Annotated in this window: 25 protein-coding genes and 2 tRNA genes; 6 read left to right on the top strand and 21 right to left on the bottom strand. The window is 42.5% G+C overall.

All coding sequences use genetic code 11. The annotated features are described in order from the left end of the window. Window positions 1-227: 227 nt before the first annotated feature. From QQL66_RS03125 to QQL66_RS03115, 3 genes are all read right to left on the bottom strand, one after another. Entirely contained in the window at window positions 228-1,121 is an 894-nt protein-coding gene (locus QQL66_RS03125) for a TIGR02285 family protein (protein WP_284378658.1), read from the bottom strand. Window positions 1,122-1,275: 154 nt separating this feature from the next. Further along, a complete protein-coding gene (locus QQL66_RS03120) occupies window positions 1,276-1,770 on the bottom strand; it encodes a pyridoxamine 5'-phosphate oxidase family protein (protein ID WP_284378656.1) in 495 nt (164 codons plus the stop codon). A 240-nt stretch (window positions 1,771-2,010) separates the two neighbouring features. Continuing rightward, a complete protein-coding gene (locus QQL66_RS03115; protein ID WP_284378653.1) occupies window positions 2,011-2,904 on the bottom strand; it encodes a DUF2167 domain-containing protein in 894 nt (297 codons plus the stop codon). Window positions 2,905-3,267: 363 nt separating this feature from the next. Here QQL66_RS03115 and QQL66_RS03110 point away from each other — a divergent pair, with 363 nt between their 5' ends. Next, window positions 3,268-4,044: a substrate-binding periplasmic protein gene (locus tag QQL66_RS03110; RefSeq protein ID WP_284378651.1), complete on the top strand. Its 777-nt coding sequence runs from the start codon at window positions 3,268-3,270 to the stop codon at window positions 4,042-4,044. Window positions 4,045-4,068: 24 nt separating this feature from the next. Here QQL66_RS03110 and QQL66_RS03105 read toward each other — a convergent pair whose 3' ends face one another. From QQL66_RS03105 to QQL66_RS03095, 3 genes are all read right to left on the bottom strand, one after another. Then, window positions 4,069-4,890 carry a metal-dependent hydrolase gene (locus QQL66_RS03105; protein WP_284378649.1) on the bottom strand — a complete coding sequence of 274 codons (822 nt, stop codon included), beginning with the start codon at window positions 4,888-4,890 and terminating at the stop codon, window positions 4,069-4,071. 197 nt (window positions 4,891-5,087) lie between these two features. After that, window positions 5,088-5,624, bottom strand: coding sequence for a heme NO-binding domain-containing protein (locus tag QQL66_RS03100; protein WP_284378648.1), 537 nt, complete (start codon window positions 5,622-5,624; stop codon window positions 5,088-5,090). Window positions 5,625-5,705: 81 nt separating this feature from the next. Then, window positions 5,706-6,338 (bottom strand): TetR/AcrR family transcriptional regulator, encoded by a 633-nt coding sequence (locus QQL66_RS03095; protein WP_284378645.1) that lies wholly within the window; start codon window positions 6,336-6,338, stop codon window positions 5,706-5,708. Between the two features lie 171 nt (window positions 6,339-6,509). On the opposite strand from QQL66_RS03095, the gene QQL66_RS03090 reads away from it, so the two are divergent. After that, window positions 6,510-7,613, top strand: a complete 1,104-nt coding sequence (locus QQL66_RS03090; RefSeq protein WP_284378643.1) for an MBL fold metallo-hydrolase — start codon at window positions 6,510-6,512, stop codon at window positions 7,611-7,613. Here QQL66_RS03090 and QQL66_RS03085 read toward each other — a convergent pair. Beyond that, window positions 7,610-8,386 carry a substrate-binding periplasmic protein gene (locus tag QQL66_RS03085; protein ID WP_284378641.1) on the bottom strand — a complete coding sequence of 259 codons (777 nt, stop codon included), beginning with the start codon at window positions 8,384-8,386 and terminating at the stop codon, window positions 7,610-7,612. The two genes, QQL66_RS03090 and QQL66_RS03085, sit on opposite strands and share 4 nt — an antisense overlap. A gap of 133 nt (window positions 8,387-8,519) precedes the next feature. Then, window positions 8,520-9,098 carry a TetR/AcrR family transcriptional regulator gene (locus QQL66_RS03080; RefSeq protein ID WP_284378639.1) on the bottom strand — a complete coding sequence of 193 codons (579 nt, stop codon included), beginning with the start codon at window positions 9,096-9,098 and terminating at the stop codon, window positions 8,520-8,522. A gap of 275 nt (window positions 9,099-9,373) precedes the next feature. Between QQL66_RS03080 and QQL66_RS03075 the strand changes: the two genes are divergently transcribed. Beyond that, window positions 9,374-10,147: a sigma-70 family RNA polymerase sigma factor gene (locus tag QQL66_RS03075; protein ID WP_284378637.1), complete on the top strand. Its 774-nt coding sequence runs from the start codon at window positions 9,374-9,376 to the stop codon at window positions 10,145-10,147. 134 nt (window positions 10,148-10,281) lie between these two features. Here QQL66_RS03075 and QQL66_RS03070 read toward each other — a convergent pair whose 3' ends face one another. Continuing rightward, window positions 10,282-10,719 (bottom strand): PACE efflux transporter, encoded by a 438-nt coding sequence (locus QQL66_RS03070; RefSeq protein WP_284378635.1) that lies wholly within the window; start codon window positions 10,717-10,719, stop codon window positions 10,282-10,284. Window positions 10,720-10,858: 139 nt separating this feature from the next. Here QQL66_RS03070 and QQL66_RS03065 point away from each other — a divergent pair, with 139 nt between their 5' ends. Next, window positions 10,859-11,737, top strand: coding sequence for a LysR family transcriptional regulator (locus QQL66_RS03065; RefSeq protein ID WP_284378633.1), 879 nt, complete (start codon window positions 10,859-10,861; stop codon window positions 11,735-11,737). Between the two features lie 45 nt (window positions 11,738-11,782). Here QQL66_RS03065 and QQL66_RS03060 read toward each other — a convergent pair. Both QQL66_RS03060 and QQL66_RS03055 read right to left on the bottom strand, forming a co-directional pair. After that, window positions 11,783-11,859: transfer RNA gene (locus tag QQL66_RS03060), tRNA-Asp, on the bottom strand. A 16-nt stretch (window positions 11,860-11,875) separates the two neighbouring features. Continuing rightward, window positions 11,876-11,951, bottom strand: a tRNA-Val gene (locus QQL66_RS03055). 381 nt (window positions 11,952-12,332) lie between these two features. On the opposite strand from QQL66_RS03055, the gene QQL66_RS03050 reads away from it, so the two are divergent. After that, window positions 12,333-12,584, top strand: coding sequence for a hypothetical protein (locus QQL66_RS03050; protein WP_284378631.1), 252 nt, complete (start codon window positions 12,333-12,335; stop codon window positions 12,582-12,584). Here QQL66_RS03050 and QQL66_RS03045 read toward each other — a convergent pair. The 10 genes from QQL66_RS03045 to ppsA all read right to left on the bottom strand — a co-directional run bounded on the left by QQL66_RS03045 (window position 12,564) and on the right by ppsA (window position 20,948). Then, window positions 12,564-13,142 (bottom strand): YjbF family lipoprotein, encoded by a 579-nt coding sequence (locus QQL66_RS03045; RefSeq protein WP_284378629.1) that lies wholly within the window; start codon window positions 13,140-13,142, stop codon window positions 12,564-12,566. The genes QQL66_RS03050 and QQL66_RS03045 overlap by 21 nt on opposite strands. Window positions 13,143-13,206: 64 nt before the next feature. Further along, the gene (locus tag QQL66_RS03040; protein WP_284378626.1) at window positions 13,207-13,461 is read right to left on the bottom strand and encodes a ComEA family DNA-binding protein; all 255 of its coding nucleotides are present in this window, start codon (window positions 13,459-13,461) and stop codon (window positions 13,207-13,209) included. 166 nt (window positions 13,462-13,627) lie between these two features. After that, window positions 13,628-14,326: an orotidine-5'-phosphate decarboxylase gene (pyrF, locus tag QQL66_RS03035; RefSeq protein ID WP_284378624.1), complete on the bottom strand. Its 699-nt coding sequence runs from the start codon at window positions 14,324-14,326 to the stop codon at window positions 13,628-13,630. Window positions 14,327-14,347: 21 nt separating this feature from the next. Beyond that, window positions 14,348-15,508: a tetratricopeptide repeat protein gene (locus QQL66_RS03030; RefSeq protein ID WP_284378622.1), complete on the bottom strand. Its 1,161-nt coding sequence runs from the start codon at window positions 15,506-15,508 to the stop codon at window positions 14,348-14,350. Window positions 15,509-15,519: 11 nt separating this feature from the next. Beyond that, window positions 15,520-15,819: a LapA family protein gene (locus tag QQL66_RS03025; RefSeq protein ID WP_284378619.1), complete on the bottom strand. Its 300-nt coding sequence runs from the start codon at window positions 15,817-15,819 to the stop codon at window positions 15,520-15,522. Next, entirely contained in the window at window positions 15,819-16,121 is a 303-nt protein-coding gene (gene ihfB / locus QQL66_RS03020; RefSeq protein ID WP_284378617.1) for an integration host factor subunit beta, read from the bottom strand. Before ihfB ends, QQL66_RS03025 begins: the two co-directional genes overlap by 1 nt. A 210-nt stretch (window positions 16,122-16,331) precedes the next feature. Beyond that, the gene (locus QQL66_RS03015) at window positions 16,332-17,228 is read right to left on the bottom strand and encodes a diguanylate cyclase (RefSeq protein WP_284378614.1); all 897 of its coding nucleotides are present in this window, start codon (window positions 17,226-17,228) and stop codon (window positions 16,332-16,334) included. 116 nt (window positions 17,229-17,344) lie between these two features. Further along, window positions 17,345-17,830, bottom strand: coding sequence for a ribonuclease E activity regulator RraA (rraA, locus tag QQL66_RS03010; RefSeq protein ID WP_284378612.1), 486 nt, complete (start codon window positions 17,828-17,830; stop codon window positions 17,345-17,347). A gap of 15 nt (window positions 17,831-17,845) precedes the next feature. Then, window positions 17,846-18,529 carry an NAD(P)H-binding protein gene (locus QQL66_RS03005; protein WP_284378610.1) on the bottom strand — a complete coding sequence of 228 codons (684 nt, stop codon included), beginning with the start codon at window positions 18,527-18,529 and terminating at the stop codon, window positions 17,846-17,848. A gap of 52 nt (window positions 18,530-18,581) precedes the next feature. After that, window positions 18,582-20,948, bottom strand: coding sequence for a phosphoenolpyruvate synthase (gene ppsA / locus QQL66_RS03000; protein ID WP_284378607.1), 2,367 nt, complete (start codon window positions 20,946-20,948; stop codon window positions 18,582-18,584). A 245-nt stretch (window positions 20,949-21,193) separates the two neighbouring features. Between ppsA and ppsR the strand changes: the two genes are divergently transcribed. Beyond that, window positions 21,194-22,015: a posphoenolpyruvate synthetase regulatory kinase/phosphorylase PpsR gene (gene ppsR, locus QQL66_RS02995; protein WP_284378604.1), complete on the top strand. Its 822-nt coding sequence runs from the start codon at window positions 21,194-21,196 to the stop codon at window positions 22,013-22,015. Window positions 22,016-22,027: the final 12 nt, after the last annotated feature.

Raw genomic sequence — 22,027 nt, 5'->3', positions numbered from 1 at the left:
CGTAATGTTCGGGCCAGAGAGAGTCTAACCTCAAATACAAAAATCACCTAATGATCTAAGAGGTCAATATATAGCCAAGTTCATAGCAGTATCCGAATCGGCATAATAGCTATCGTAGCAAATACGCGACTTAACGATCTGATCTCCTGTTCGAAAAAACACCGGAGTTGAGCAAGAGACCAGGATTAACACACAGCAGAATCAACAAAAAAGGATTCAACAAAAGATCATGGTTTAACGCTCAAGCCACGGGTTAAAAATTGCTGCTGATAGGCTTTTTCGAAAGACGATTGGCTGAGTTCATCCAACCATTGAGTAAAAAAGGCTTTATAAATATCAAGAGGACGTAATTGTAACAGCAGGCGATTAATGTCGCCCATTACCTGCTTGCCCCACTCGGTTTTAGAACAAGCCACATAGCCAAAATCATACGTACTGTGTTCATCCACCATAAGGTTCACAACGTGCCATTTATTACCAAGGCTATGCCGCACATAACCCGATTCCATTGGAGACCCCAACACATAATCAACCCTACCCAGAATCAGCATATTAATCAGGCCACGATAGATGTCATCTCCTGAGCGACGCTCTAATCGTGCTGTCTGGTCAAATTCAGACAGAAGCTCATCGAGCACTTTGCCGTATGAACGCCCGGTTGAGATGCCTCCTCTGAAAATCCGATCAGACAATATTCGTTTTATCGACACATGGGATTTTTTTCCAAACCGGTCAAAATCTTCCTGCCGGATAGTAATGCCTACCGGCGGGAACATGGTTGAAGGTACAGCTGAAAAATAGGCGATACCCTCTCGTTCAGGGGTTCTATACAAAGACCCGTGACAGACGTTCTGCCCAACCCGCATTACCTCAACCACCCGGGGCAAGTTCATCACTCTTTCAGAGTGTTGATAATCAGGCATGTATTGCTGCAAAAGATTGGTAATTTTATCTACAACCCCCTGATTTTTAGTCTCACCCTGTTGAATATGATAAGGAGGCGCATCCATTTCAAGCCACTTTATGGCCTTTTCTGCATGAGTATTCGCACTACAACATACGAAAAAAACACCAAGGAAAGCAGCCCAAATCAATGGATTATTTAGTCTATCTGTGATCACAACATTATCCCCCACCCTCAGCACAACTATAGCTGAAAGTCTCAACAGAGAAGAATAACGGACCAAACAAGGGTTAAAACTGCGAACAAAGAGCGAACCATGAGGTAATTACCAACATGGTTCGAAGATTAGAAATTAATTAAATAACAACCGATTAATTCCAAAGATGCTCCATCATTTTGGGGTATTGAACCGGTCTGAAATCCGATAACTGAATGTCTCTGACATGAGTGAAATCAGACCACAGCAATTTACTGCCTTTGGTCCACGCCAGAGGCTTAATACGTTGAGCGATAGCGGTCACTTCTTCACCAGTTGCTTCTCTTAGTTCACCCACCGTCCCGTAGAGACGTACACCGGGCGCTGATTTGAACTTTCCTTTCAAAAACGAGCTTAACCAAAAAGAAGTCTTGGTATTAACCGCCATCAGACAAATATTCGGATTGTGCTTGAGGTTCTCTGCCAGTTGAGAGGTGTAAGTGTCAAAAAAGAAGGCGGTTTGATCGTCTCTGAGAAAGACTGTACCAATCGGCGTGATATTAGGAACCCCATTCTCCCCTACCGATGCAATGGCACAATGCATGCTCGATCGTTGTCCTGTGGTTACTACGTTAACAATGTCGCTCCAATATTTTTTAAGTGGTGTCATACGTTACTCTCCAATGTAATAAGGAAACGGACAACCAACACTTTGCACGACATTAATGAGTAAATCAATCAAACGATCAATTTAAATTTATAGGTTTGGTTCAAACAATATTGCCGGCCAAGCCAAACAACAGACGTATCACTTTACTTAAAAAGAGCGGCTTGAAAAAGAAACGTTTGAAGCAAGCATAAAAAAGGGAGCCATTGGCTCCCTCTACAACACAGATAGCAAGCTTTTAACTTAATCGTCTGACTTCTTACGAGAGAACAACGATTTAAAGATGGCACCAATTCCCACAAGGATAAAAACACCAAACTTTTTAAGGAACAAAAGGGCTGCTGCCAAGATGCCAGTCTTAGCGATCACTTTGCCCGCCACTAATGCACCTAAGCCATAAGCTGCCACCTTATCAATTTCAGGATCAAAGTCGCTGTATTGAGAACCTTCGTCAAACGAAGCCAATGCTAGTACCGTAGAAATATTAGAATCAATGGTCTGTTTCTGATTCATTCCAGCAATGAAGTTAAGCACCAATACACCTTTACGACCTAGCACACGAATGTTGTAGTTCAGGGTGTGATTTTCATCGCTTCCGAACTGAATTTCCTTCGCCCAATGTAATTTTTTCTCAACCGAATCATAGTATGGAGGCGCAGCCCAACCAATGATCTCGATGGTGTCATAGCCGGCTTCTTTACGAGCTTTGTTCGTCGCCTTGGCATCGGCCTTCATTTCATCAAGCAATTCTTCGTAATCGATCTCATCAGCATCCTCATCAGACACATAACCATCTTCTTCATAGTTAATGGTCACCGCCCATGAGTCACCGTCGAACGGCGTCATGCCCTCAGGAAACAACATCCCTAACGATAGTTGCCCTGGTGGATTTCCCCACACATCAACCAATACTTTTTCTGCATCTTGTGGACCAAGGTAATAGAAATTTTCAGGTACGTTTAACACCGCACCCGCTTCTGGCAACTTGATTTCCCCTGTTTGGCGATCCAAGCTGTCCCAAATGTCTTTTGCCCAAGACAAATATTCCTGCTCTTCCTGCGAAACTTCTGCTTCTTCAGCAAACGCAAAAAACGACATCCAACCTAGCAAAATGCTTAAAACAATCCTTAACGTCATGTTTCTTCCTTTTATTATGATTTTAGAAAACGGCCATAAACAACAAACAGCGAAAAAGCAGACAAATACTGCGGGCTTCCGGATATACGTTGAAATGAAGTTGCGAAGAATGAACTTAAACTAATCGTACGAAGAGAAAACGAAAAGAGATATCACCGACGTCCTTCCATGACCGTCACAGAATATCGAAGGGTATGCCTTCACCCTACTCTCCTGTAGGAGGCATAAGTCTACAAATAAAAAACTCAATAATAAAGTATAGCGGTTGGAGCGACCGCCTATCCGATCCTAAGAAAACCAGAAATCTGCTAAGCTCAACCTTAGCGTATAAGATAATATGTTCGTGTACTGAGGCTCTCAGGAATGAGATATCTGGCTGTAACCTTACTGCTTTTGCTTCATTCAGATCCAAACTTTGCTGAAAACAGTTTCCCCCGAGTTGAAATTGTGTGCGAAGAGTGGAAAGACTATACCAACAAAGATGGTTCTGGCTTGTACTGGGATATTTTGAAAGCCATTTATCAACCAAAAGGCATTGAATTAAATTTACAGACGGTGCCCTGGAAGCGAGCGAAAAGACTCGTCAGCACAAGGAAAAAAGATGTACTGGTTGCAGAATACTATCTACCGCAATCAGACTATGTATTTCCTCAGATTCACTTTGCCGTCGAAGACCCAGTTGTTGCGCTCTTCGATCCATCGCTCATTCAGTGGAAAAAGATAGAGTCACTCAGCCCTGCTCGATTAGCCTGGGTGCGAGGCTATGATTTTTCTGATTACTTAAACTTTCCCATAGAATTAATAGAAGTAAATAACACCCAACAAGGATTAAAAATGTTATCGGCTGGGCGTATTGAAGTGCTTCTTGATTACGAGCAAGGCGTTAAGGAAGCAGCAAAACAAGAACATATGGATATCAGTCAATTTCAGTTGGAACAAGCCCTGCCCGGTAAAAAACTCTATCTTGCCTTTGCTAAAAATGACCATACCCCCAGACTCATTGAGTTATATGAACAGGGCATGAAAAGTATTTACTTATCAGGAGAATTAGAAAGACTCTACAAAAAATGGCATCAGTCGCAAAAATATCTCTGGTTTAAAGATTCAATAAAAAACCAAATTACGCCTACCGAGAAATAAGAGCAGTGGAAGATTTCTCAAAGCCTAAGGAACCTTATCCGAATTGGTATTTTGAAGAAGCCTTAGCTGGTCCTTTGTCCAAGGCGTGTAGCCTTTTCGACAGTATTTCCAAGCCCCACTAAAAAATAACGGCAAACTGTCTCCTATAAAACCAGCCCAACGTCGCCAGTCCGTCAGTGTTTTCAACCGACGACTTTTCGCCAGGAAATAGCCCTGTACCAGATAAGTACTGAGCGCAGAAAGCGGCATCCAAAAAAGTATTAAAGACAAGCTAAACCATAATGGCTTATGACCGAATTCCCGATAGACATCAAAGCATACCGCTTGGTGTTCCAATTCTTCCCCGGCATGCCAGATTAAGAATCGAACGGCTTCATTCTCCTCTGTATTTCCCTGCCAATATTTTTGTTCAATCAGTACAGCGCGACTGATATTAACCGTAAAATGTTCCATCGCGGCCGGGATAGACGTGACGAAAGAGGTTGGCATGAACTTAATCAAAAACTCGAATGCCTTTACTTGCCAATGCGTTAGTCCCTCAATTGCAGAGAAGCCAGCCTCAGCCAATTGTTGATTGGCCAAGCGATGAAGACGTGCATGAGTTCCTTCTTGCTTTATGAGCTGCAACACCTCAACGCGCAACTGAGGGTTATGAACCCCTGGTATCCTTCGTCGCAGGATATCGATAACAAGACGTTCAGTGGCGGGAATGAATACAGACAAAGCATTCATGAAATGAGAGGTTTGGGCAGTCGACAACCATATTTCAGGCACAGAAGTAAAATCAAAACTCGGCTTTCGTACCTTAATGTCAATCCCTGCCTGATGTGAACTGGTGAGCGCCATATTGCACCTTATCGTAAGAAAACCATCCCATAACAAACCTAATCACGTTAACTGCCCCGAAAACTCACCAGGCATCATAATAGGTCATGCAAACCTTACAGTGTAAGGTTATTGAAGTCCAGCAGGTTTAAAACAAGAGCTATAAACAAAAGAAAACGAACGAAAAGAGAAGGCACAAAAAGAGAGAAAACAGGCCATTACTGAATAATAATTTCTATCTCACAATAGTCAGCACCATGATGCATGCACATAAGATGTCGTAACTCGATTTGTTCCTGAAAGAAATCTGCTGCACCGATAATTAAGCCTTCTGCCAAATAACACAGCTTACGTTCAGAACGATAAAACATGGTTAACTTATTGGCTTGCTGAATGAACTCGATTTTAGGAACTCGAACATCGGGATAGAGCCTTTGCACATCCTTGTGAACAACACGATCAACACTGATCATAAAGCTGCGAAAAGACATGTCCTGCTCGCGGGCTTCTGGCATAAAATCAAGCAAACGAGGAAAGATATATCGGCCAAACATCTTGAGAAGTTCAGAAACTGGCACATCGACTTGCTCAGCCACAGGAGTCAAAATAGAAAACAGTTCAAAATCAAAAGTACTACCAGGCTTGCCGTATTGAACCTGGTTTTCCAACGTCTCTGGTACACTTGATTCCCAAACATCAGCACCAAAACGCTCACTGATAAAGCTCTTCAACCCTGACAAGTACACACCTAACATATAAATCCTCCCTAATCCCTGGATGGTTCTATAAGTATAGAGTTTACTGATGACGGGTAAGAGAACAATAATCTTGGCCTGTTAGTCGTTACCATAATAGGCAAGGAACATATCTGTTGCTTCTTCAATAACTTGCAGACATGTTTGGTCATCGGGAAACGATTTTCCCTTTAAAATCATTGGCCAAAAAATCTCACCCTTAATAAGACTAAAGAACTGGTTAGCAGCCCGCTGACTATTAGAAATTCTTAGTTTTCCCGCCTTGCCAGCCTCATCAAGAAAATGAATAAACCCAGCTTCAGCCTCTTCTAATTCCGACAATACCCTCATCATTTTTTCAGGATCACGAATGGTTTCAGACAAGATCAATCGTGTTAGCGGTAAAGAATCTTCGTTCGAAAAAAGCTGCATCTTGAGTCGGGCAATCTCTATGAGCTGGGGCCGAACAGGAGTTTGAGCATCAAAGCTAAACTGCATAATCCCCTGAGTTTGATTCAGCAGTTCTAAAATAATGGAGCTAAAAAGTACTTCCTTGCTTGGAAAGTGATTGTACACAGTTCGCTTGGAGACTCCCGCTTTCGCAGCCACGGCATCCATACTCGTCGCTAAATACCCTTGCTCAACAAAGGTTTCTTTGGCTGCATCCAAAATAGATTGGCGCTTTTGCTCTGAGACGGAACGTTTCTTTTGAGACTCACTCTTTTGATCAACCATTCAACTTGCAACCTTCAAATCTACAACCTTCAAACCTATAACCTTCAAACTTACAGAGTGTAAACACTAAACCTTCAGTCGGCCATTGGTCGACAATTTTACACTTATCAGTTTACTTTTCAAAAAACATAATTACACTACACAGTGTAGTTTAATAAGACATCAAATATTATGATTAAACGAAAACGTCTTCTGCTTATTTCAACCACACTTATTTCTATTATGGGAGTCTCTGCTATGTCTGTCGGTGCCTTAAATTCAAAAGCCCCTAACAGCCTTGAAGAAGTGTCGAAATCCAGTCATTACTCAAATGGAAAGTTTCACAATACGTCCAACAAAACGGTAGAGTTTAAGTGGAGTAACCTGGCTAACTACGCGAAAGAATATTACAAACACCGCGCTGTAGAGACTGAACCTAAAACAAAGATTCCGGTTCAAGCTATTTTGACCGAAAACATTCTATCTGCGTCAGAAGACACCATTTGGCGACTTGGGCACTCAACTCTTTTATTAAAAATATCAGGGCAGTTAATTTTAATAGATCCTGTTTTTTCAGATCGGGCGTCCCCCTTCTCTTTCATTGGTCCAAAACGCTTTCATCAACCCCCAATATCTATTGAAGACTTACCGCCACTCGATGCAGTGCTCATATCACACAATCATTACGACCACTTAGATAAGCAAAGCATTAAGCAACTGGCTCACAAGGTAACGAATTTTGTTGTCCCACTGGGTAATAAAAACGATCTGATTGCCTGGGGCGTCTCAGATGAAAGAATCACTGAGCTGGATTGGTGGGAATCGATTAGAATTGATGAAGTACATGTTGTCAGTACGCCTGCTCAACATTTTTCAGGTCGAGGGCTTAGCGATCGGGATAAGAGCTTGTGGTCGTCTTATGTTATCAAGAGTAATGACACTCGCGTATTCTTTTCCGGCGACACAGGCTACTTCAACGGTTTTAAAGAGATTGGCGAAAAATACGGTCCCTTCGACTTAACCTTGGTAGAAACAGGAGCGTACCACCCGAGCTGGGCCACAATTCACATGCTCCCTGAACAGAGTATGCAAGCTCACATAGATCTACAAGGTCGACGCATGATGCCCATTCATAACGGAACCTTTAATCTGGCAATGCACTCCTGGCAAGATCCGTTTGAACAAATCACTCAGCTGTCGCAAATTCACAAAGTTAATGTACTGACACCGAAAATGGGACAACCCATAAACATCCAGGGCAATGAAGATACAACCCGCTGGTGGACTGATCTCTAACGATAGCGAGCAATGATAGCTTCAAGCTGCCCGTTGCCTTTAAGCTTTAGAATTTCGGCATCCAGCATTTCTACCAGTCCATTTTCTAACCCCGGAGAATACGCCAAATGGATATCGTAGTCAGGAATTACACTGGACATATCCAGCGAATAGATCTGATCCTCAGGGAATGAAAAACGTTTGAGATTGTGCTCTACCCGCAACTCCATTTCGATGAATACGGATTCTTGCGGGTGTCGTTGAATTAATTTGAATGCTGAGTCATACGTTTTAACAAACTGCCGCGTCATCTCCTGTTTTTTAAGGAACGGCGCCAGCCCCGGATAATCAAAGCCAAACAACAAAATGGCATGCTTGCTCTTTAATTCCGATAAATGAGAGATATTTGTTTGCGAAGGATTAACATTTTTTGCAACCACCGCTACATGATGAGCAGTAAAAATAGGAAATTTTGATAAGCGTTCCGCTTGAATTCCCTGCCATTCAGGAGAGCCTAAAGCAATCCAGTGGCTGTCGCGAGTTTGCTCCATTTTTCGGAGCATCCGTCGGAAAGGCAAAGTTTCATAATTCAGACTAATATCTGATTGGGCAAAAATAGCCTCTACCAGATCTGATGCTATTCCAGAATAACCGCCCTCGCCTGATGATATCTGAAAGGGGCGAGCCTGCTCTTCAATAACATAGTAGGTTAACGACGTTTCACTGCCCCGCGCTTCTGACAAAAAAGCAAACATGAACCACGGGACACAAAGAAACTGAATGAATTTAAACACATAAGACGCTTCATACACACGATAGACGTTGTACACCTTGAGACTCCCTGTCTTAAGTTTTATCTCCTATAAAAGCGTGTATGTGCTTAAAAAGCAAAGGTTTAATAGGTTAGAAGTTATCAATCTGTGTGGTTTAACCACAAGCAATACTTTCCAGCTGAACAATCATCATTTCTTTGGCAATTCTGGCCGCCTCTTTTTGCCCAACGGTATGTGCATAGACAATCGCCCCGTCCATTAATAAACAAATCTGAACAGAGAGCTTTTTACTTTGAGGAATACCCGCATCATCCAACAGTCGCTGGACATAGCTTTGCACAGACAACTTATGCTCGGTAGCTAGCTGATGAATGGGATGAGAACAGCAGGTAAACTCAGCACAGGCATTGATAAAGTTACAGCCACAAAAAGAATCTCTTTGTATCCACTCATGCAATGCATCGAACATTGCCCTTAGTTTTCCACAAGGCTTATCCTCATAAGATTTAGCAAACTCTGCTACACGACCATCCATCCATTCGGAGAATTGCTCATGTCGCATACGAAGCACTTCAAGAATTAACTCATCCTTGGACTTAAAGTACTTATACATAGTTGTTTTGGATACACCTGAAACCGACTGAACCATGTCTATTCCAGTATTGTGAAATCCGTGTTCATTAAACAAATTTAGTGCTGTTTCAAGCAGCAACGTTTTTTTTGTAGATGCCATTTGTAGCATTCACCTACTCACGAAGTGGTTGTTAAAACGCAAGGTTCATTCTGCATAGGTTACCACAATCATCACAAAGTTCGTTTTATGTCATCGAAATTTTTAATCAAAAACACTCTTGACTGTACAGATCTGTACACTTACCCTTAACAAAAAAACTGAACAGGTCTGTACACCAACTAAATAGTTGGTTCTAGCATTCCTGATCTACCAAATACTCACCAGGCTTAAAAGACAGGCCGGCGTCTTAAGCTGAATGACACTAGGAGAGAAAGATGATCAGCACCACTATCGAACAGCCATGCTCAGGTAGCTTGATGAATCTTCAGGATTGCCAGAAAAGTCAGCTTCCAGAAAATCTATCCAGCGTTCAATACGGATTTCAACTTGATCAACTGCTGAAATCAGATTCAGCAGCCAATGAAGCGCAACATCAGGAAGTCCTCACGCAAGATCAAATCTGGGTAAAGAAGTTTCAAGACGGCGACACAAGAGTCTTCAATCACTTGGTTAACAAGTACGAACGAAAACTGAGAAATATGGTATCCCGGATTATTTTCCACCGGGATGATGTTGATGACATCCTTCAGGAAACGTGGTTGAGCGTGTACAAAGCACTCAAAAGTTTCCGTGGAGACGCCCAGTTCTATAGTTGGCTGTATCGTATTGCTCAGAATACGGCGATCTCTGCAGTGAAGAGAGAAATCGTAAAGAAAAAAGCATTTGAGCCCGGCTATGTAGATCAGGAATATGCACAAGATGCATATAACGAAGACTCACCGCTGAATCTGACCAACCCAAGTTATTCACCGGAAGAGCATTTGCTTGATCAGCAATTGGAACAAAAACTGGAAGAAGGTATTGCCAAATTGTCAAAAGATCTGCGTGAGACCTTCATTTATAGAGAAAGACATGGACTGAGCTATCAGCAGATTGCTAGCATTCAAGCAATTCCAATCGGAACGGTCCGCTCACGAATAAACCGGGCCAGAGACATCATTACCAGTCAACGAGGCCTGGAAGATATAAATCTTACTCCGGTTGTTTAGCCCATGTTGCTGAACCTAGTTACTGGACTTAAGCGTTATTCATCAGTTTTGGCGGATGATAACGCATTTATAACCGATCAAAGCCAGAAAACGACTACACAGTCTCTGGCTTTGTTCATATCACCTAACAATTACTATATGGACAACTCAGACTGTTTATATGAACGAACAAACCACTTCTGACGAGCGATGTCATATAACCAATTAAAGCCAACTGCATAAATCAAGAAGAAGACGACGACGCCTAAATCCATCCATAAGACACCCCAAAAGTCCATTTCCATCACCCACATAATGACGGGAAACGAAAAAATCAGCATTCCTAGCTCAAAGAGTACAGCATGCCCTACTCTGATTTTTATCCCCCTTGCAGCGCGATCATCTCCAAAGACCCGATCAAACAGTAAATTAAATATGTAATTCCACATCATCGCAATCATCGAAAGTGTAATAGCCAAACCGGTTAAGTGAATCGGATCTTTGCCCGTTGCCCAATAGGCCAGCGCAGATAAGATCACCAAAGCAATAACTTCAAATAAGATGCTGTGAAACACACGTTCTAACTTGGACATTTGATCCCCTCCTAAAACGAGGGCAGTATATCCACAATCAAGATAGTAAAAAGTTAGAAACCATCACTTATACTGATACATTAACTAATACGTCATGCTAGTAAGCCGTATCCATACATAAACGATTCAACTAGAACCTATGAATAACCTCGACTACCTAAGAATGTTTGTTATCTCCGCAGAAACAGGGTCTTTTTCTGCTTGTGCCAGATCGTTAGGAAAGGCGCAATCCGCCATCAGCCAAGGTATAGCGAACCTGGAAATCGATTTAGGCTGTCAGCTATTTGACCGTTCAAGCCATAAACCTACGCTTACAGAACAAGGCCATCGATTACTTTCTCATGCGAAAGCCGTTCTCATGCAATCAGAAGAGCTCAGAACCGCAGCCAGTGCGATGAGCAAAGACCAGGAATCCAACTTAATTCTGGCAATTGATGATGCAATATTTTCACCCGCTTTCGAGCCAATCATTCAGGAATTCTCCCAACGATTTCCAGCAACGGCATTGGAATTACTTTCAATTGCCAGTCCTGACATTGCGGAGATTGTTCAGACCGGCCGTGCTGACATAGGACTGATGTTTTGTGATTTTGTCTTCCCTAAGGAAGTTGATCTCTGCTTTCTTGGTAATCTGCCTTTCTATGCGGTGGTCAGCCCCGAACACCCGCTGGCTACACTATCATCGGTTACTGTCTCCGATTTGCTTCCCCAGCGGCAAATACTGCTTAAGGGCGTGGATGGGCGCGAGTTAGCTCAATTCGCCCCCCTGTCTGCTCAACTATGGTGGAGCAACAATTTCTACATGCAATCAGAGCTCGTAAAACAAGGAATGGGCTGGGCCTACTTACCTCAGCATATGGCACATGCAGGCATACATAGAGGGGACTTTACAGAACTGAAGTTGAGCTTCGATCACAAACCATGGAATCCACCCATTGATCGAGTCATGCAAAAAAATCGTGTAGCTGGCCCAGCATTACTCTGGCTATCAGAAGCGTTAAAAGAAGTTTTTGACTAAAAGAAAGAATATGAAATAGAGATCATAAAGAAAGGGGGGAAGAAATGGCGGAACAGACGGGACTCGAACCCGCGACCCCCGGCGTGACAGGCCGGTATTCTAACCAACTGAACTACTGCTCCGCAATGAAACGAGATTTGGTGGGTGGTACAGGGCTCGAACCTGTGACCCTCGCCTTGTAAGGGCGATGCTCTCCCAACTGAGCTAACCACCCGAAAATACAGCAATTTCGGTAACTGCCTCTCATTTCGTGGAGGAGTATTCTACACAGATAAACCCCAAACACAACCCTTTTTTATTAGGAAAGATAAAACTTTTAGCTCATTACCCAAATAATGGCCTAATTTGTACACTTTCTAATCTAAACATAAAGAATAGAAGAAAATGGTCGATAAGCTTACATAATCTGTAAACGATGTTTCTGTGACGTTTTCCGGAAAACACGAGCGGCAGCTCAAGTTCGAGAGACATTTTGTTACTCTTAAGGACTAACGCTTACGCGACGACATATGTTTTAAAAAAAATCGTTCATTTTTAAAACATATCAAAAATGTGAACCAGTTATAGTTTTATTAACGAATATTGGGTTTGAAATATGCTGGGCAATACCTTTGAACAATGCATTAGTATCGCATTCATGGCCGAAGAGGATCATGACTACGCTGCTGCGCTCAGCTATTTGATCAAAGCGTTAAAGCTTGCCAACTCAGTCAGTGAAACCGTCCAGTGCAAAAGTGCCATCAATATCTGTTTGAATGAGCTTGAAGGACAAACCAATCATGATGAGCAACTTCTGATTTTACGAAAATACTGTATTGATTCCCCATCAGCGGACATGCTGAGTTAAGTATGCAGGCGTTTTAGGATCAACAAACTGCAAGGTTTGTCTCAAAGCGCCAGTGTCCTTATCAAACCAGAAATAGTTCTCATCTTCCCAGTAAAGTTTTTCACTATGGAAACGTTCAACGTAACGCTTGGTTTGATAGGTTTTACCCAAAATCTCAAGCGTTTCTTCACCATCGAATTCAAATGTTGCCCGTATAGGTGTGGCAAAGTAGTTACCGGGCTGAAGATCTACCTCATAGTAAATGTTCTGATCAAACGGTAGTCCTTGCTGAACCTGCCAGACGGGATCAGTACCCCGGAACTCTAAACCAACCCGATTAATAGGAAGATTAACGGTCTTAACAATCCGTCCATATCGTGTAACGTACACCGTATAATCGGCCGCAATCCAATGAACATCCTGATTCATGGTTCTGGAATGAACCACCAAAGATTTAGGCCCCATCCCGATCTTGAGAACCATAGAAGCATACGGAAGGTTTTCTATATACTCACGACTGAATTGAGCATCTGGATGCCCGAAAAATGCTATTTCTAACGACTTTCCAACTACGCCCATAGCAGAATTCTGTGTGCATCCAGATAAAACAAAGAGGCTAATAAAAGCCGAAATCTTTATAAAACTACTCAGAGAGTAAGAGTTTGTCTTTGCTCTTTTCAATCCAGGTAGCGGAAATACCCTTGACTTGATCCAGTTCATCGATAGTTGAAAAACGGCCATGACTTTCACGATACTGAACAATCCTTTCTGCTATGACAGGTCCAATCCCTTTTAGAGCTTCCAACTCTTTCTGCGTGGCACTGTTTATATTGATGACTTCTGACGCCCAAACACTAACAGTTAGAACTAGTGCGGCAATAGTAATTATTAGTCTCATCCCTTTTCTCCTTGTGATTTAGTCTCATCACACTAATAAGAATTAAAAGAGATGGTTTCTTCTCACTCATAAAATCGTAACTTGGTATGACGGCAATCAGATTAAAGTTCAATGCACACCCATACCAAGTAACTAGCCCTACTCAATGTAGAGCACTCGGACTGCTCTAAATATTTTCCAGATCAGAAATAATGTCCTGAAGTGTTTTCACTGGATCTTCAGATTGTGTAATCGGTCGGCCAATCACAAGATAATCACTGCCATCCCGAATCGCATCTTGAGGCGTAACAATACGCTTTTGATCATCAGCTGAAGCTCCAGCAGGTCGAATACCTGGCGTCACTAATTTAAACTCAGGCGATACCAAAGTACGTAGCATTGGTGCCTCTTGAGCAGAACACACCACACCATCAAAGCCACTTTTTTCGGTCAGAAGGGCCAAACGTTTCACTTGATCGATTGGCTCAATGTCCAAACCAATACCAGCAAGGTCTTCACGCTGCATACTGGTCAATACAGTCACAGCAATTAGTAAAGGTTTAGGCACGCCTTTTTGTTCGAGCAGCTCGACAGTACGTTCCATCATCTTTTGACCGCCAGACGCATGAACATTAACCATCCAAACACCCAGCTCTGCCGCTGCTAAAACTGCCTGTGCAACGGTATTAGGAATATCATGAAACTTGAGATCCAGAAACACATCGAATCCCATTGATTGTAAAGCCTCTACAACCGCAGGTCCTGAACGGGTAAACAGTTCTTTACCAACCTTTACGCGACACAAGGAAGGGTCAAGTCTTTGGGCCATGTTTACTGCATCTTTCTGACTTGGATAGTCCAAAGCAACAACTATTTGTTTATTCATATAACCTCATTAATATCGCGTTTACTTAGCCTCTAAGCCAAATACTGGGCGAATCGATTCCCACTTTCTGCAGTTTGGGCACTGCCAATACATTTGATTTGCGAGATAGCCACACTTCTGACATTGAAACTTATGCCGCTCTTCAATGATTTGACGACATAAGTTACGAAACATCTTCATTGTAGCCTGATCCTGTTGCGTATCTGACTTGAGGTGCAAGTCTACCAATTGAACCAGCCCAGGAATAGAGGGACGAATCTTTAAATACTCGGTAAGGAAAATTAACGCAGCATCCTTTCCTTCATCGACCATGATCAGTTGAACTAATTCTGAGGCAATGGAAATAGACGGATTCAATTGATACCAGTCTTCCAGTACTTCACGATAGCTATTAAACCAAACACCTCGTCCTTTGAAGCATTGCTTTAGTAAAGGGAGCGCTACAGGTGCCATTGCCTGATCTAGGGTTATTAAGCGCTTTAGCCGTTTTAGCGCTTTGCGGGAATTACCAGCTTGCAAATGAGCTTCTGCAAAGTGATAGTGCAACATCACACTGTCGGGCTGGAACTTCTCGGCAAAATTCAGATAGCTATAACTGTCCGATTTAAAAGAGACAGATAACTTACAACAGGCTCCAACCACTCGAAGTGACAGTTTTGGAGATAAATGCTTTAAGCCTTTGGCTAAATCCAGAACTTGCTGCCATTCTTGCTGCTCTTCCCACAACGAAAACAACAACTCCTGAACAGATTCAGACTCTTCATGAGAATGTGCCTCAAGCAATAATTGCTCTGCTCGATCATGCAATCCACCACTGTAATAATCTTGTGCTAGCTCAACATGAACTTTTTGACGCACTTCATCCGATAAATCAGGGCGAGCTAACAGACGCTGGTGTACGGTAATGGCTCGATCCAGCTCACCTTGCTTTCTGAAAAGTTTGGCAAGAATAATCTGCAAATCAACGGACTCAGAATCGTCCTCAAGCATGGTAATGAAATGATGAATTGCCTGGTCAGGCTCTTCATTGATGAGGTAATTCAACCCTTTAAAATATTTTGAAGATAACGGTTGAATCGGTTTTGTAAGATTATTTAATTGAAAAAGCCCCTGATAACGACCGACCCCCCATCCTACTGCAAGTGATATAAAGACTGCGGCAAAGATAAGAATGTCGCTCATTGAAGAACCATCTATTCCTTAAGACCAAGTAGTCTCAACTTATCCCGTTCTTTCTCAACCAAGCTTAATTGACGCTTCATCAAGGCTAACTTGGATTGCAGCGTTAGAATCCGAATTCCAGTAGCAAAAGCGCCCGTCAGTAAGCCAATTGAAAAGATTCCTAGAAGTAACACAGGCAAGTGGATATCGCTTAATTGCCAACGATAAAAACGGATATTAACATCAACAGGGTTGTCTCCAACGAAAACAGCCCCTGTGATAAAGACAAATACCATCAGGAGGATAAAAAAGACGAGTTTAAAAAATCGCATTAAAGTTTCTTTTCTTCAAGCATCCCATCGTTTACTTGATCACGAAGGTCTTTACCTGGTTTGAAATGAGGAACATATTTTCCTGCCAGCTCTACAGGATCTCCAGTTTTTGGATTTCTTCCTTTACGCGGTTCTCGGTAATGCAAAGAAAAACTTCCAAATCCCCGAATCTCAATTCGTTCACCGTTCGCCAGCGTCTGAGCCATCTGTTCGATAATCGTTTTAACAGCAAGCTCTACATCCTTCACCGACAAATGACTTTGACGAGCAGCTATTCTTTCAATCAACTCTGATTTTGTCATTTCGGCCCAAGCCTCTTTAGTGATTATTTTTAATCAAGTTAGCACAAAAACTAAAGATGAAAAAGTAAAGTTATAATCAAAATCAAAGATTTACACACCAATTTACATCAAAGGTAACAGATTGATTGCCTAACTCATTAACAGAAACAAGATTTACAAAACGAATGAGAGTGATTCAACCGTAATAGCGTCAAAGCGATCAAATAAAAACTAACAACTGATCATATTTCGGCCAGAATGCTTAGACTTATATAAAAGTTCGTCGGCACGATTGAACAATCTTTCAACAGGCTCATTCTCATGACTTTCGGCCACACCACCACTGATTGTCACCGTTAACCCCTCTACGCCCATCAGAGTATTGGCGATTTCCTCTCGAATACGCTCCGCCAACATAAAGGTATTTTCCAAAGACGTTTCAGGGCAAATTATCATGAATTCTTCACCGCCATATCGACCAGCAATATCCACTTGCCGCACAGCATTCTTTATCACGTTCGAAACTTTTTGAAGAACAGTGTCACCAACCTGATGTCCATAGGTATCATTGACCTGTTTGAAGTGATCCAAGTCGAACATAATAACGGACAACGGAGTATGATATCGCCAGCTAAGTTGCTGACAATAGCTTAATCGTTCAAACATATATCCGTGATTAAACAAGCCTGTTAAATCATCATGAACGGCTTTTTCTTCTAATTCCTTATTCTTTTGCTCCAGTTCTTTCATTAACGTATTGATTCGAACCTGAGTTCTCACACGAGCCAAGAGCTCAACATTAATAAAAGGTTTACTGATAAAATCAACAGCGCCAACTTCAAAACCAGCAACGACATCCTCAGTACTGTTTCTGGCAGTGAGGAAAATAACCGGCACGTTCACAAGCTCATCGATTTTTTTCAACCGTCGACATGCCTCGAAACCATCCATTTCAGGCATCATCACATCCAGCAGAATCAAATCAGGAACAACCTTAGCAGCCACATCCAATGCTTGTAGTCCATTAGTTGCAACCGCAACACGGTAGCCCTCTTGAGACAGGACTTGCCCCAAAATTTGAAGGTTCTGCGGGATATCATCGACTATTAGAATCGTTTCTTGCGACATAACACCTTAAATAAAATAAAGTTTTTTTTAGCTTAGCTCATAATTTACATTTGTCGCCATACAAAAAGAGCCATTTTTAATGGCTCTTTTTGTATATTTATTACTGCTGTAATCAATTACTCAGGCATTGATAGGGCTTTGTCCGAAAGAATCACCCCATTGTTGTCTGCATAGACGAACATACCTGGCTTGATTGTTACTCCGGCAAATGTCACATCAACGTTTAAATCACCCAAACCACGCTTGTCTGTTTTACGAGGATGAGTATTTAGCGCCTGAACACCTAGATCTAATTCCATGATTGCATCAACATCACGAATACAACCAAAGATAACAAGACCTTCCCAGCCATTTTCAACAGCTTTCTCAGCCAACATGTCGCCCAACAGTGCAGCTCGCATAGAACCACCACCATCAACAACCATAACCTTACCTTTACCTGGTTGTGCCACTTGCTCTTTAACAACAGAGTTATCTTCAAAGCATTTAACTGTGACAACTTCTCCACCAAAAGATGAGCGACCACCAAAATTGTTAAAGATAGGTTCTAAAACTTGTACTTCAGGATACTCATCACATAGGTCAGGAGTAATGTATTCCATTCTCAGCTCCAATCATTAGGGGTTTAACAAGCGCGTTATCATATCAGATGAGATAACGTTGGTTCGAGCACTGGATAATCCAACCTGCTCGGTTGCTACTTTATACATGGCTTTCGCCAGATCTTTACTGTCTGTAGGACGATACTTGTGCAGAAGTTTAAGAGAGAAAACCGGGTTAATAAGAGCACTCAATTTAAGAGAAATACCCTCCATTAACCGCTTCTCAGACCTATCACCTTTTAACAACGACGGTCTGAAGATCGTTAAGCGGTTAATATCTAACACTTTCAAATCATCTTCCAGCTGCCCTTTCACAGACAAATAAAAGGAGCCAGCATTGGCATCAGCACCAAGAGACGAGATCAGTAAGAAATGTTCTGCTTTGGAGGACAACAAATTGACTAACTTCATTGGCAAAAAGTAATCAATCTTTTTAAACGCGTCCTTACTACCGGCTTTAGAAATCGTCGTACCCAAGCAGATAAAAACATCCACCCCTTCCGGCAAGGTCTTAATATCTTCTGAAGATACTTTTTCCAAAGGCTTTTCAATGACAGTCAAACGGTCACTTTCAACATCTAACGGGCGTCTCGTGAAAGCATAGACCCGCTGATAATGTGTCGAAGCTAGGAGCTCATTGAATAAATGACCTCCTGTTAACCCCGTAGCACCAAAAATAACCGCCGACTTTTCTACCATATCCCTAGTTCTCTTATGTATTCCCGCCACTCATTTACAGAATAAGAAGCTATTACTTATCTTTATCGGCCAAGAAAAACCAGGTATCCAATACAGAATCCGGGTTCAAGGAAACACTATCAATCCCCTGAGCCACCAGCCACTGAGCCAAATCCGGATGGTCCGAAGGCCCTTGACCGCAAATACCTATGTACTTACCGGCTTTTTTACAAGCTTGAATTGCCATAGACAATAAGGCTTTCACCGCTTCGTTTCGCTCATCAAACAAATGAGCAATTACGCCCGAATCACGATCCAAACCTAAGGTTAACTGGGTTAAATCGTTAGAACCGATTGAGAATCCATCAAAGTGCTCAAGAAATTGTTCAGCAAGCAATGCATTTGCCGGCAACTCACACATCATGATCAAGCGAAGTCCATTCTCACCACGCTTCAGACCATTCTCAGCCAAGAGTTCAACCACTTGCTCAGCTTCACCTACGGTACGCACAAATGGCACCATAATTTCAACATTGGTAAAGCCCATTTCATCACGGACCTTTCTCAACGCCTGACATTCCAGTTGGAAGCAATCTTGGAAGCTCTCAGAAATATAGCGAGATGTACCACGGAACCCAAGCATTGGATTCTCTTCTTCCGGTTCGTAAATTCGACCACCAATAAGATTGGCATACTCATTCGATTTAAAGTCAGATAAACGAACAATGACCTTTTTAGGCGCAAACGCAGCGGCCAGGGTCGATATCCCTTCAACCAACTTCTCGATGTAAAAATCAACAGGATTTGAATAACCTGACATGCGACGTTCAACAATACGTTTTACATCCTCAGGCAAGGTATCAAAGTTCAGCAACGCCTTAGGGTGAACACCAATCATTCGGTTAATAATGAATTCCAACCGAGCCAAACCAACACCAGCGTTCGGCAATGCCTGGAAATCAAATGCCCGATCAGGATTACCCACGTTCATCATAATTTTAAAAGGTAGATCAGGCATGCTTTCCACTCGATCCGTTTTGCGTTCAAAATCCAGCATACCTTTATAAATCATCCCTGTGTCCCCTTCCGCACAGGACACAGTCACAGCATCAACTTTTTGAAGCCGCTCGGTAGCATCACCGCATCCCACAACTGCCGGAATACCCAATTCACGAGCAATGATCGCAGCATGACATGTACGCCCACCTCGGTTAGTCACAATAGCAGACGCACGCTTCATTACTGGCTCCCAGTCCGGGTCAGTAAGGTCTGTAACAAGAACATCACCTGGCTGAACTTTATCAATTTCAGAAATGTCATGAACAATACGTACGGGCCCTGAACCGATTTTATGACCAATGCTTCGGCCTTCAGCGATCACAGTACCAGTCTCTTTCAACAAGAAACGCTCCATCTGTGTATTCGAAGCACGACTTTTTACTGTTTCTGGACGAGCCTGAACGATATAGAGCTTCCCATCATCACCATCTTTTGCCCACTCGATATCCATAGGACGCTGATAGTGGTTCTCAATAATAATGGCCTGCTTTGCTAACTCCACGACTTCATCATCGGTAATCGATAATTGCTGACGCTGAGCACGCTCAACAGGTATGGTTTCAACCGTTTTACCCACTTCCTCTGAATCCGCATACACCATTTTCACTGCTTTGGAGCCTAAGTTACGTCGGAGAATCGCAGGACGACCGGCTTCAAGTGTTGGTTTGTGAACGTAGAATTCATCAGGGTTTACAGCCCCCTGAACAACCGTCTCCCCTAATCCATAAGAAGAAGTGATAAATACAGCATCACGGAAACCGGATTCTGTATCCAGAGTAAACATCACACCGCTACTTGCTGACTCGCTGCGAACCATACGTTGAATACCAGCAGACAGCGCCACTTGCTTATGATCAAACCCATAATGTGCACGATAAGAAATGGCTCGATCATTAAACAGTGAGGCAAACACTTCTTTGATGGCCTGCAATACGCCATCAACACCTTTAATGTTTAGGAAAGTCTCTTGCTGTCCTGCAAATGAGGCATCCGGCAAATCTTCTGCTGTTGCAGAAGAGCGTACAGCGACAGCGATATCATGCCCGCCAGAAAGCTGCTCAAACGCCTTTTCTACGTCCGTTAAAAACTCTTTAGAGAACTCAGCTGACATAATCAACGATCGAACTTGAGCCCCAATCTCAGCAAGCTGAATAACATCAGACACATCTAATGAATCAAGCAACGAGTTAATTTCATCAGATAAACTATTTGAGTTTAGGAAGGTACGATAAGCATGAGATGTTGTAGCAAAACCATTCGGAACAGAGACACCAGCACCGCTTAAATGACTGATCATTTCACCCAGAGAAGCATTTTTTCCACCGACTTGTTCGATGTCCGCCATACCTAATTTATCGAACCAAATAATATTCTCGCTCAAGATTGCCTCCTGTCTATGACTGTGTTCCTGGTCTTGCCAGCACTACTGATCTTGCGCCGTATATTACTGGAAAACAACCCTCAAAAACTAGCACAGATCAATAGACTTCTCTGATTCCTCAAGAATTTCAGTATAGGAGCACGAACATACAATTTGTTGATTTTCAGTATTTTTTAGATCAATTTTCCTGAGCACCGGATATCACGTTATACTTTCAGCATTTGAGTCAAGAGATGTGGGACAACATGAAAAGGACGGTCTTCTTTATTTCCGATGGAACAGGTATCACTGCTGAGGCGTTGGGCAATGCGTTATTAAGTCAGTTCGAAGGCATGGAGTTCAATCGTGTTCTACTGCCTTACATAGACACCATTGATAAAGCACGCTCTACCCTAGAAAAGATTCACACAGCCAAGAACCAAGACGGTGTGCGCCCGATCATTTTCGATACCATCGTCAATAAAGAAATCCGCGAATATATCCGTACAGGAGACGGTTTCCCGATTGATATCTTTGAAACGTTCCTCTCCCCTCTTGAACAAGAGCTCGGTCACAGCTCCTCTTATTCCGTAGGTAAATCACACTCCATCGATGAAGAAAACCGTTATAAAGGCCGAATTGATGCCGTCCACTTCGCAATGGATAACGACGACGGCGCTCGCACTAAAAACTATGATAAAGCCGATATTATTTTGATTGGCGTGTCTCGGTGTGGCAAAACCCCAACCTGTATCTACATGGCACTTCAATACGGTTTATGTGCGGCCAACTATCCATTAACAGAAGAAGACATGCGCGATGGCATGATTGGCCTACCTAAGTTCCTTGAAGCCAATAAAAACAAATTGTTTGGATTAACAATCGACGCTGAAAACTTATCCAACATCCGAAATGAGCGTAGAGCCAACAGTCGATATGCGTCACTGGCTCAATGTGAAATGGAAGTGGATATGGTTGAAGAACTCTTTGTTCGCATGAATATTCCTTATATCAACAGCACCTACTTTTCCATTGAAGAGATCTCCGCCAAGATATTAGACATAACAGGCATCGAGCGTAAAAACTAAAAAGGCTGTATT

Source organism: Litoribrevibacter albus, from assembly GCF_030159995.1.
GTDB classification, from domain to species: Bacteria; Pseudomonadota; Gammaproteobacteria; order Pseudomonadales; family Litoribrevibacteraceae; genus Litoribrevibacter; species Litoribrevibacter albus.
This window is presented reverse-complemented; position numbering and strand designations above follow the sequence as displayed.

Coding starts and splice junctions, on each gene's coding strand:
- QQL66_RS03120 (WP_284378656.1), bottom strand. CDS start 1,770: ATGACACCACTTAAAAAATATTGGAGCGACATTGTTAACGTAGTAACC.
- QQL66_RS03115 (WP_284378653.1), bottom strand. CDS start 2,904: ATGACGTTAAGGATTGTTTTAAGCATTTTGCTAGGTTGGATGTCGTTT.
- QQL66_RS03110 (WP_284378651.1), top strand. CDS start 3,268: ATGAGATATCTGGCTGTAACCTTACTGCTTTTGCTTCATTCAGATCCA.
- QQL66_RS03105 (WP_284378649.1), bottom strand. CDS start 4,890: ATGGCGCTCACCAGTTCACATCAGGCAGGGATTGACATTAAGGTACGA.
- QQL66_RS03100 (WP_284378648.1), bottom strand. CDS start 5,624: ATGTTAGGTGTGTACTTGTCAGGGTTGAAGAGCTTTATCAGTGAGCGT.
- QQL66_RS03095 (WP_284378645.1), bottom strand. CDS start 6,338: ATGGTTGATCAAAAGAGTGAGTCTCAAAAGAAACGTTCCGTCTCAGAG.
- QQL66_RS03090 (WP_284378643.1), top strand. CDS start 6,510: ATGATTAAACGAAAACGTCTTCTGCTTATTTCAACCACACTTATTTCT.
- QQL66_RS03080 (WP_284378639.1), bottom strand. CDS start 9,098: ATGGCATCTACAAAAAAAACGTTGCTGCTTGAAACAGCACTAAATTTG.
- QQL66_RS03075 (WP_284378637.1), top strand. CDS start 9,374: ATGATCAGCACCACTATCGAACAGCCATGCTCAGGTAGCTTGATGAAT.
- QQL66_RS03070 (WP_284378635.1), bottom strand. CDS start 10,719: ATGTCCAAGTTAGAACGTGTGTTTCACAGCATCTTATTTGAAGTTATT.
- QQL66_RS03065 (WP_284378633.1), top strand. CDS start 10,859: ATGAATAACCTCGACTACCTAAGAATGTTTGTTATCTCCGCAGAAACA.
- QQL66_RS03050 (WP_284378631.1), top strand. CDS start 12,333: ATGCTGGGCAATACCTTTGAACAATGCATTAGTATCGCATTCATGGCC.
- QQL66_RS03045 (WP_284378629.1), bottom strand. CDS start 13,142: ATGGGCGTAGTTGGAAAGTCGTTAGAAATAGCATTTTTCGGGCATCCA.
- QQL66_RS03040 (WP_284378626.1), bottom strand. CDS start 13,461: ATGAGACTAATAATTACTATTGCCGCACTAGTTCTAACTGTTAGTGTT.
- pyrF (WP_284378624.1), bottom strand. CDS start 14,326: ATGAATAAACAAATAGTTGTTGCTTTGGACTATCCAAGTCAGAAAGAT.
- QQL66_RS03030 (WP_284378622.1), bottom strand. CDS start 15,508: ATGAGCGACATTCTTATCTTTGCCGCAGTCTTTATATCACTTGCAGTA.
- QQL66_RS03025 (WP_284378619.1), bottom strand. CDS start 15,819: ATGCGATTTTTTAAACTCGTCTTTTTTATCCTCCTGATGGTATTTGTC.
- ihfB (WP_284378617.1), bottom strand. CDS start 16,121: ATGACAAAATCAGAGTTGATTGAAAGAATAGCTGCTCGTCAAAGTCAT.
- QQL66_RS03015 (WP_284378614.1), bottom strand. CDS start 17,228: ATGTCGCAAGAAACGATTCTAATAGTCGATGATATCCCGCAGAACCTT.
- rraA (WP_284378612.1), bottom strand. CDS start 17,830: ATGGAATACATTACTCCTGACCTATGTGATGAGTATCCTGAAGTACAA.
- QQL66_RS03005 (WP_284378610.1), bottom strand. CDS start 18,529: ATGGTAGAAAAGTCGGCGGTTATTTTTGGTGCTACGGGGTTAACAGGA.
- ppsR (WP_284378604.1), top strand. CDS start 21,194: ATGAAAAGGACGGTCTTCTTTATTTCCGATGGAACAGGTATCACTGCT.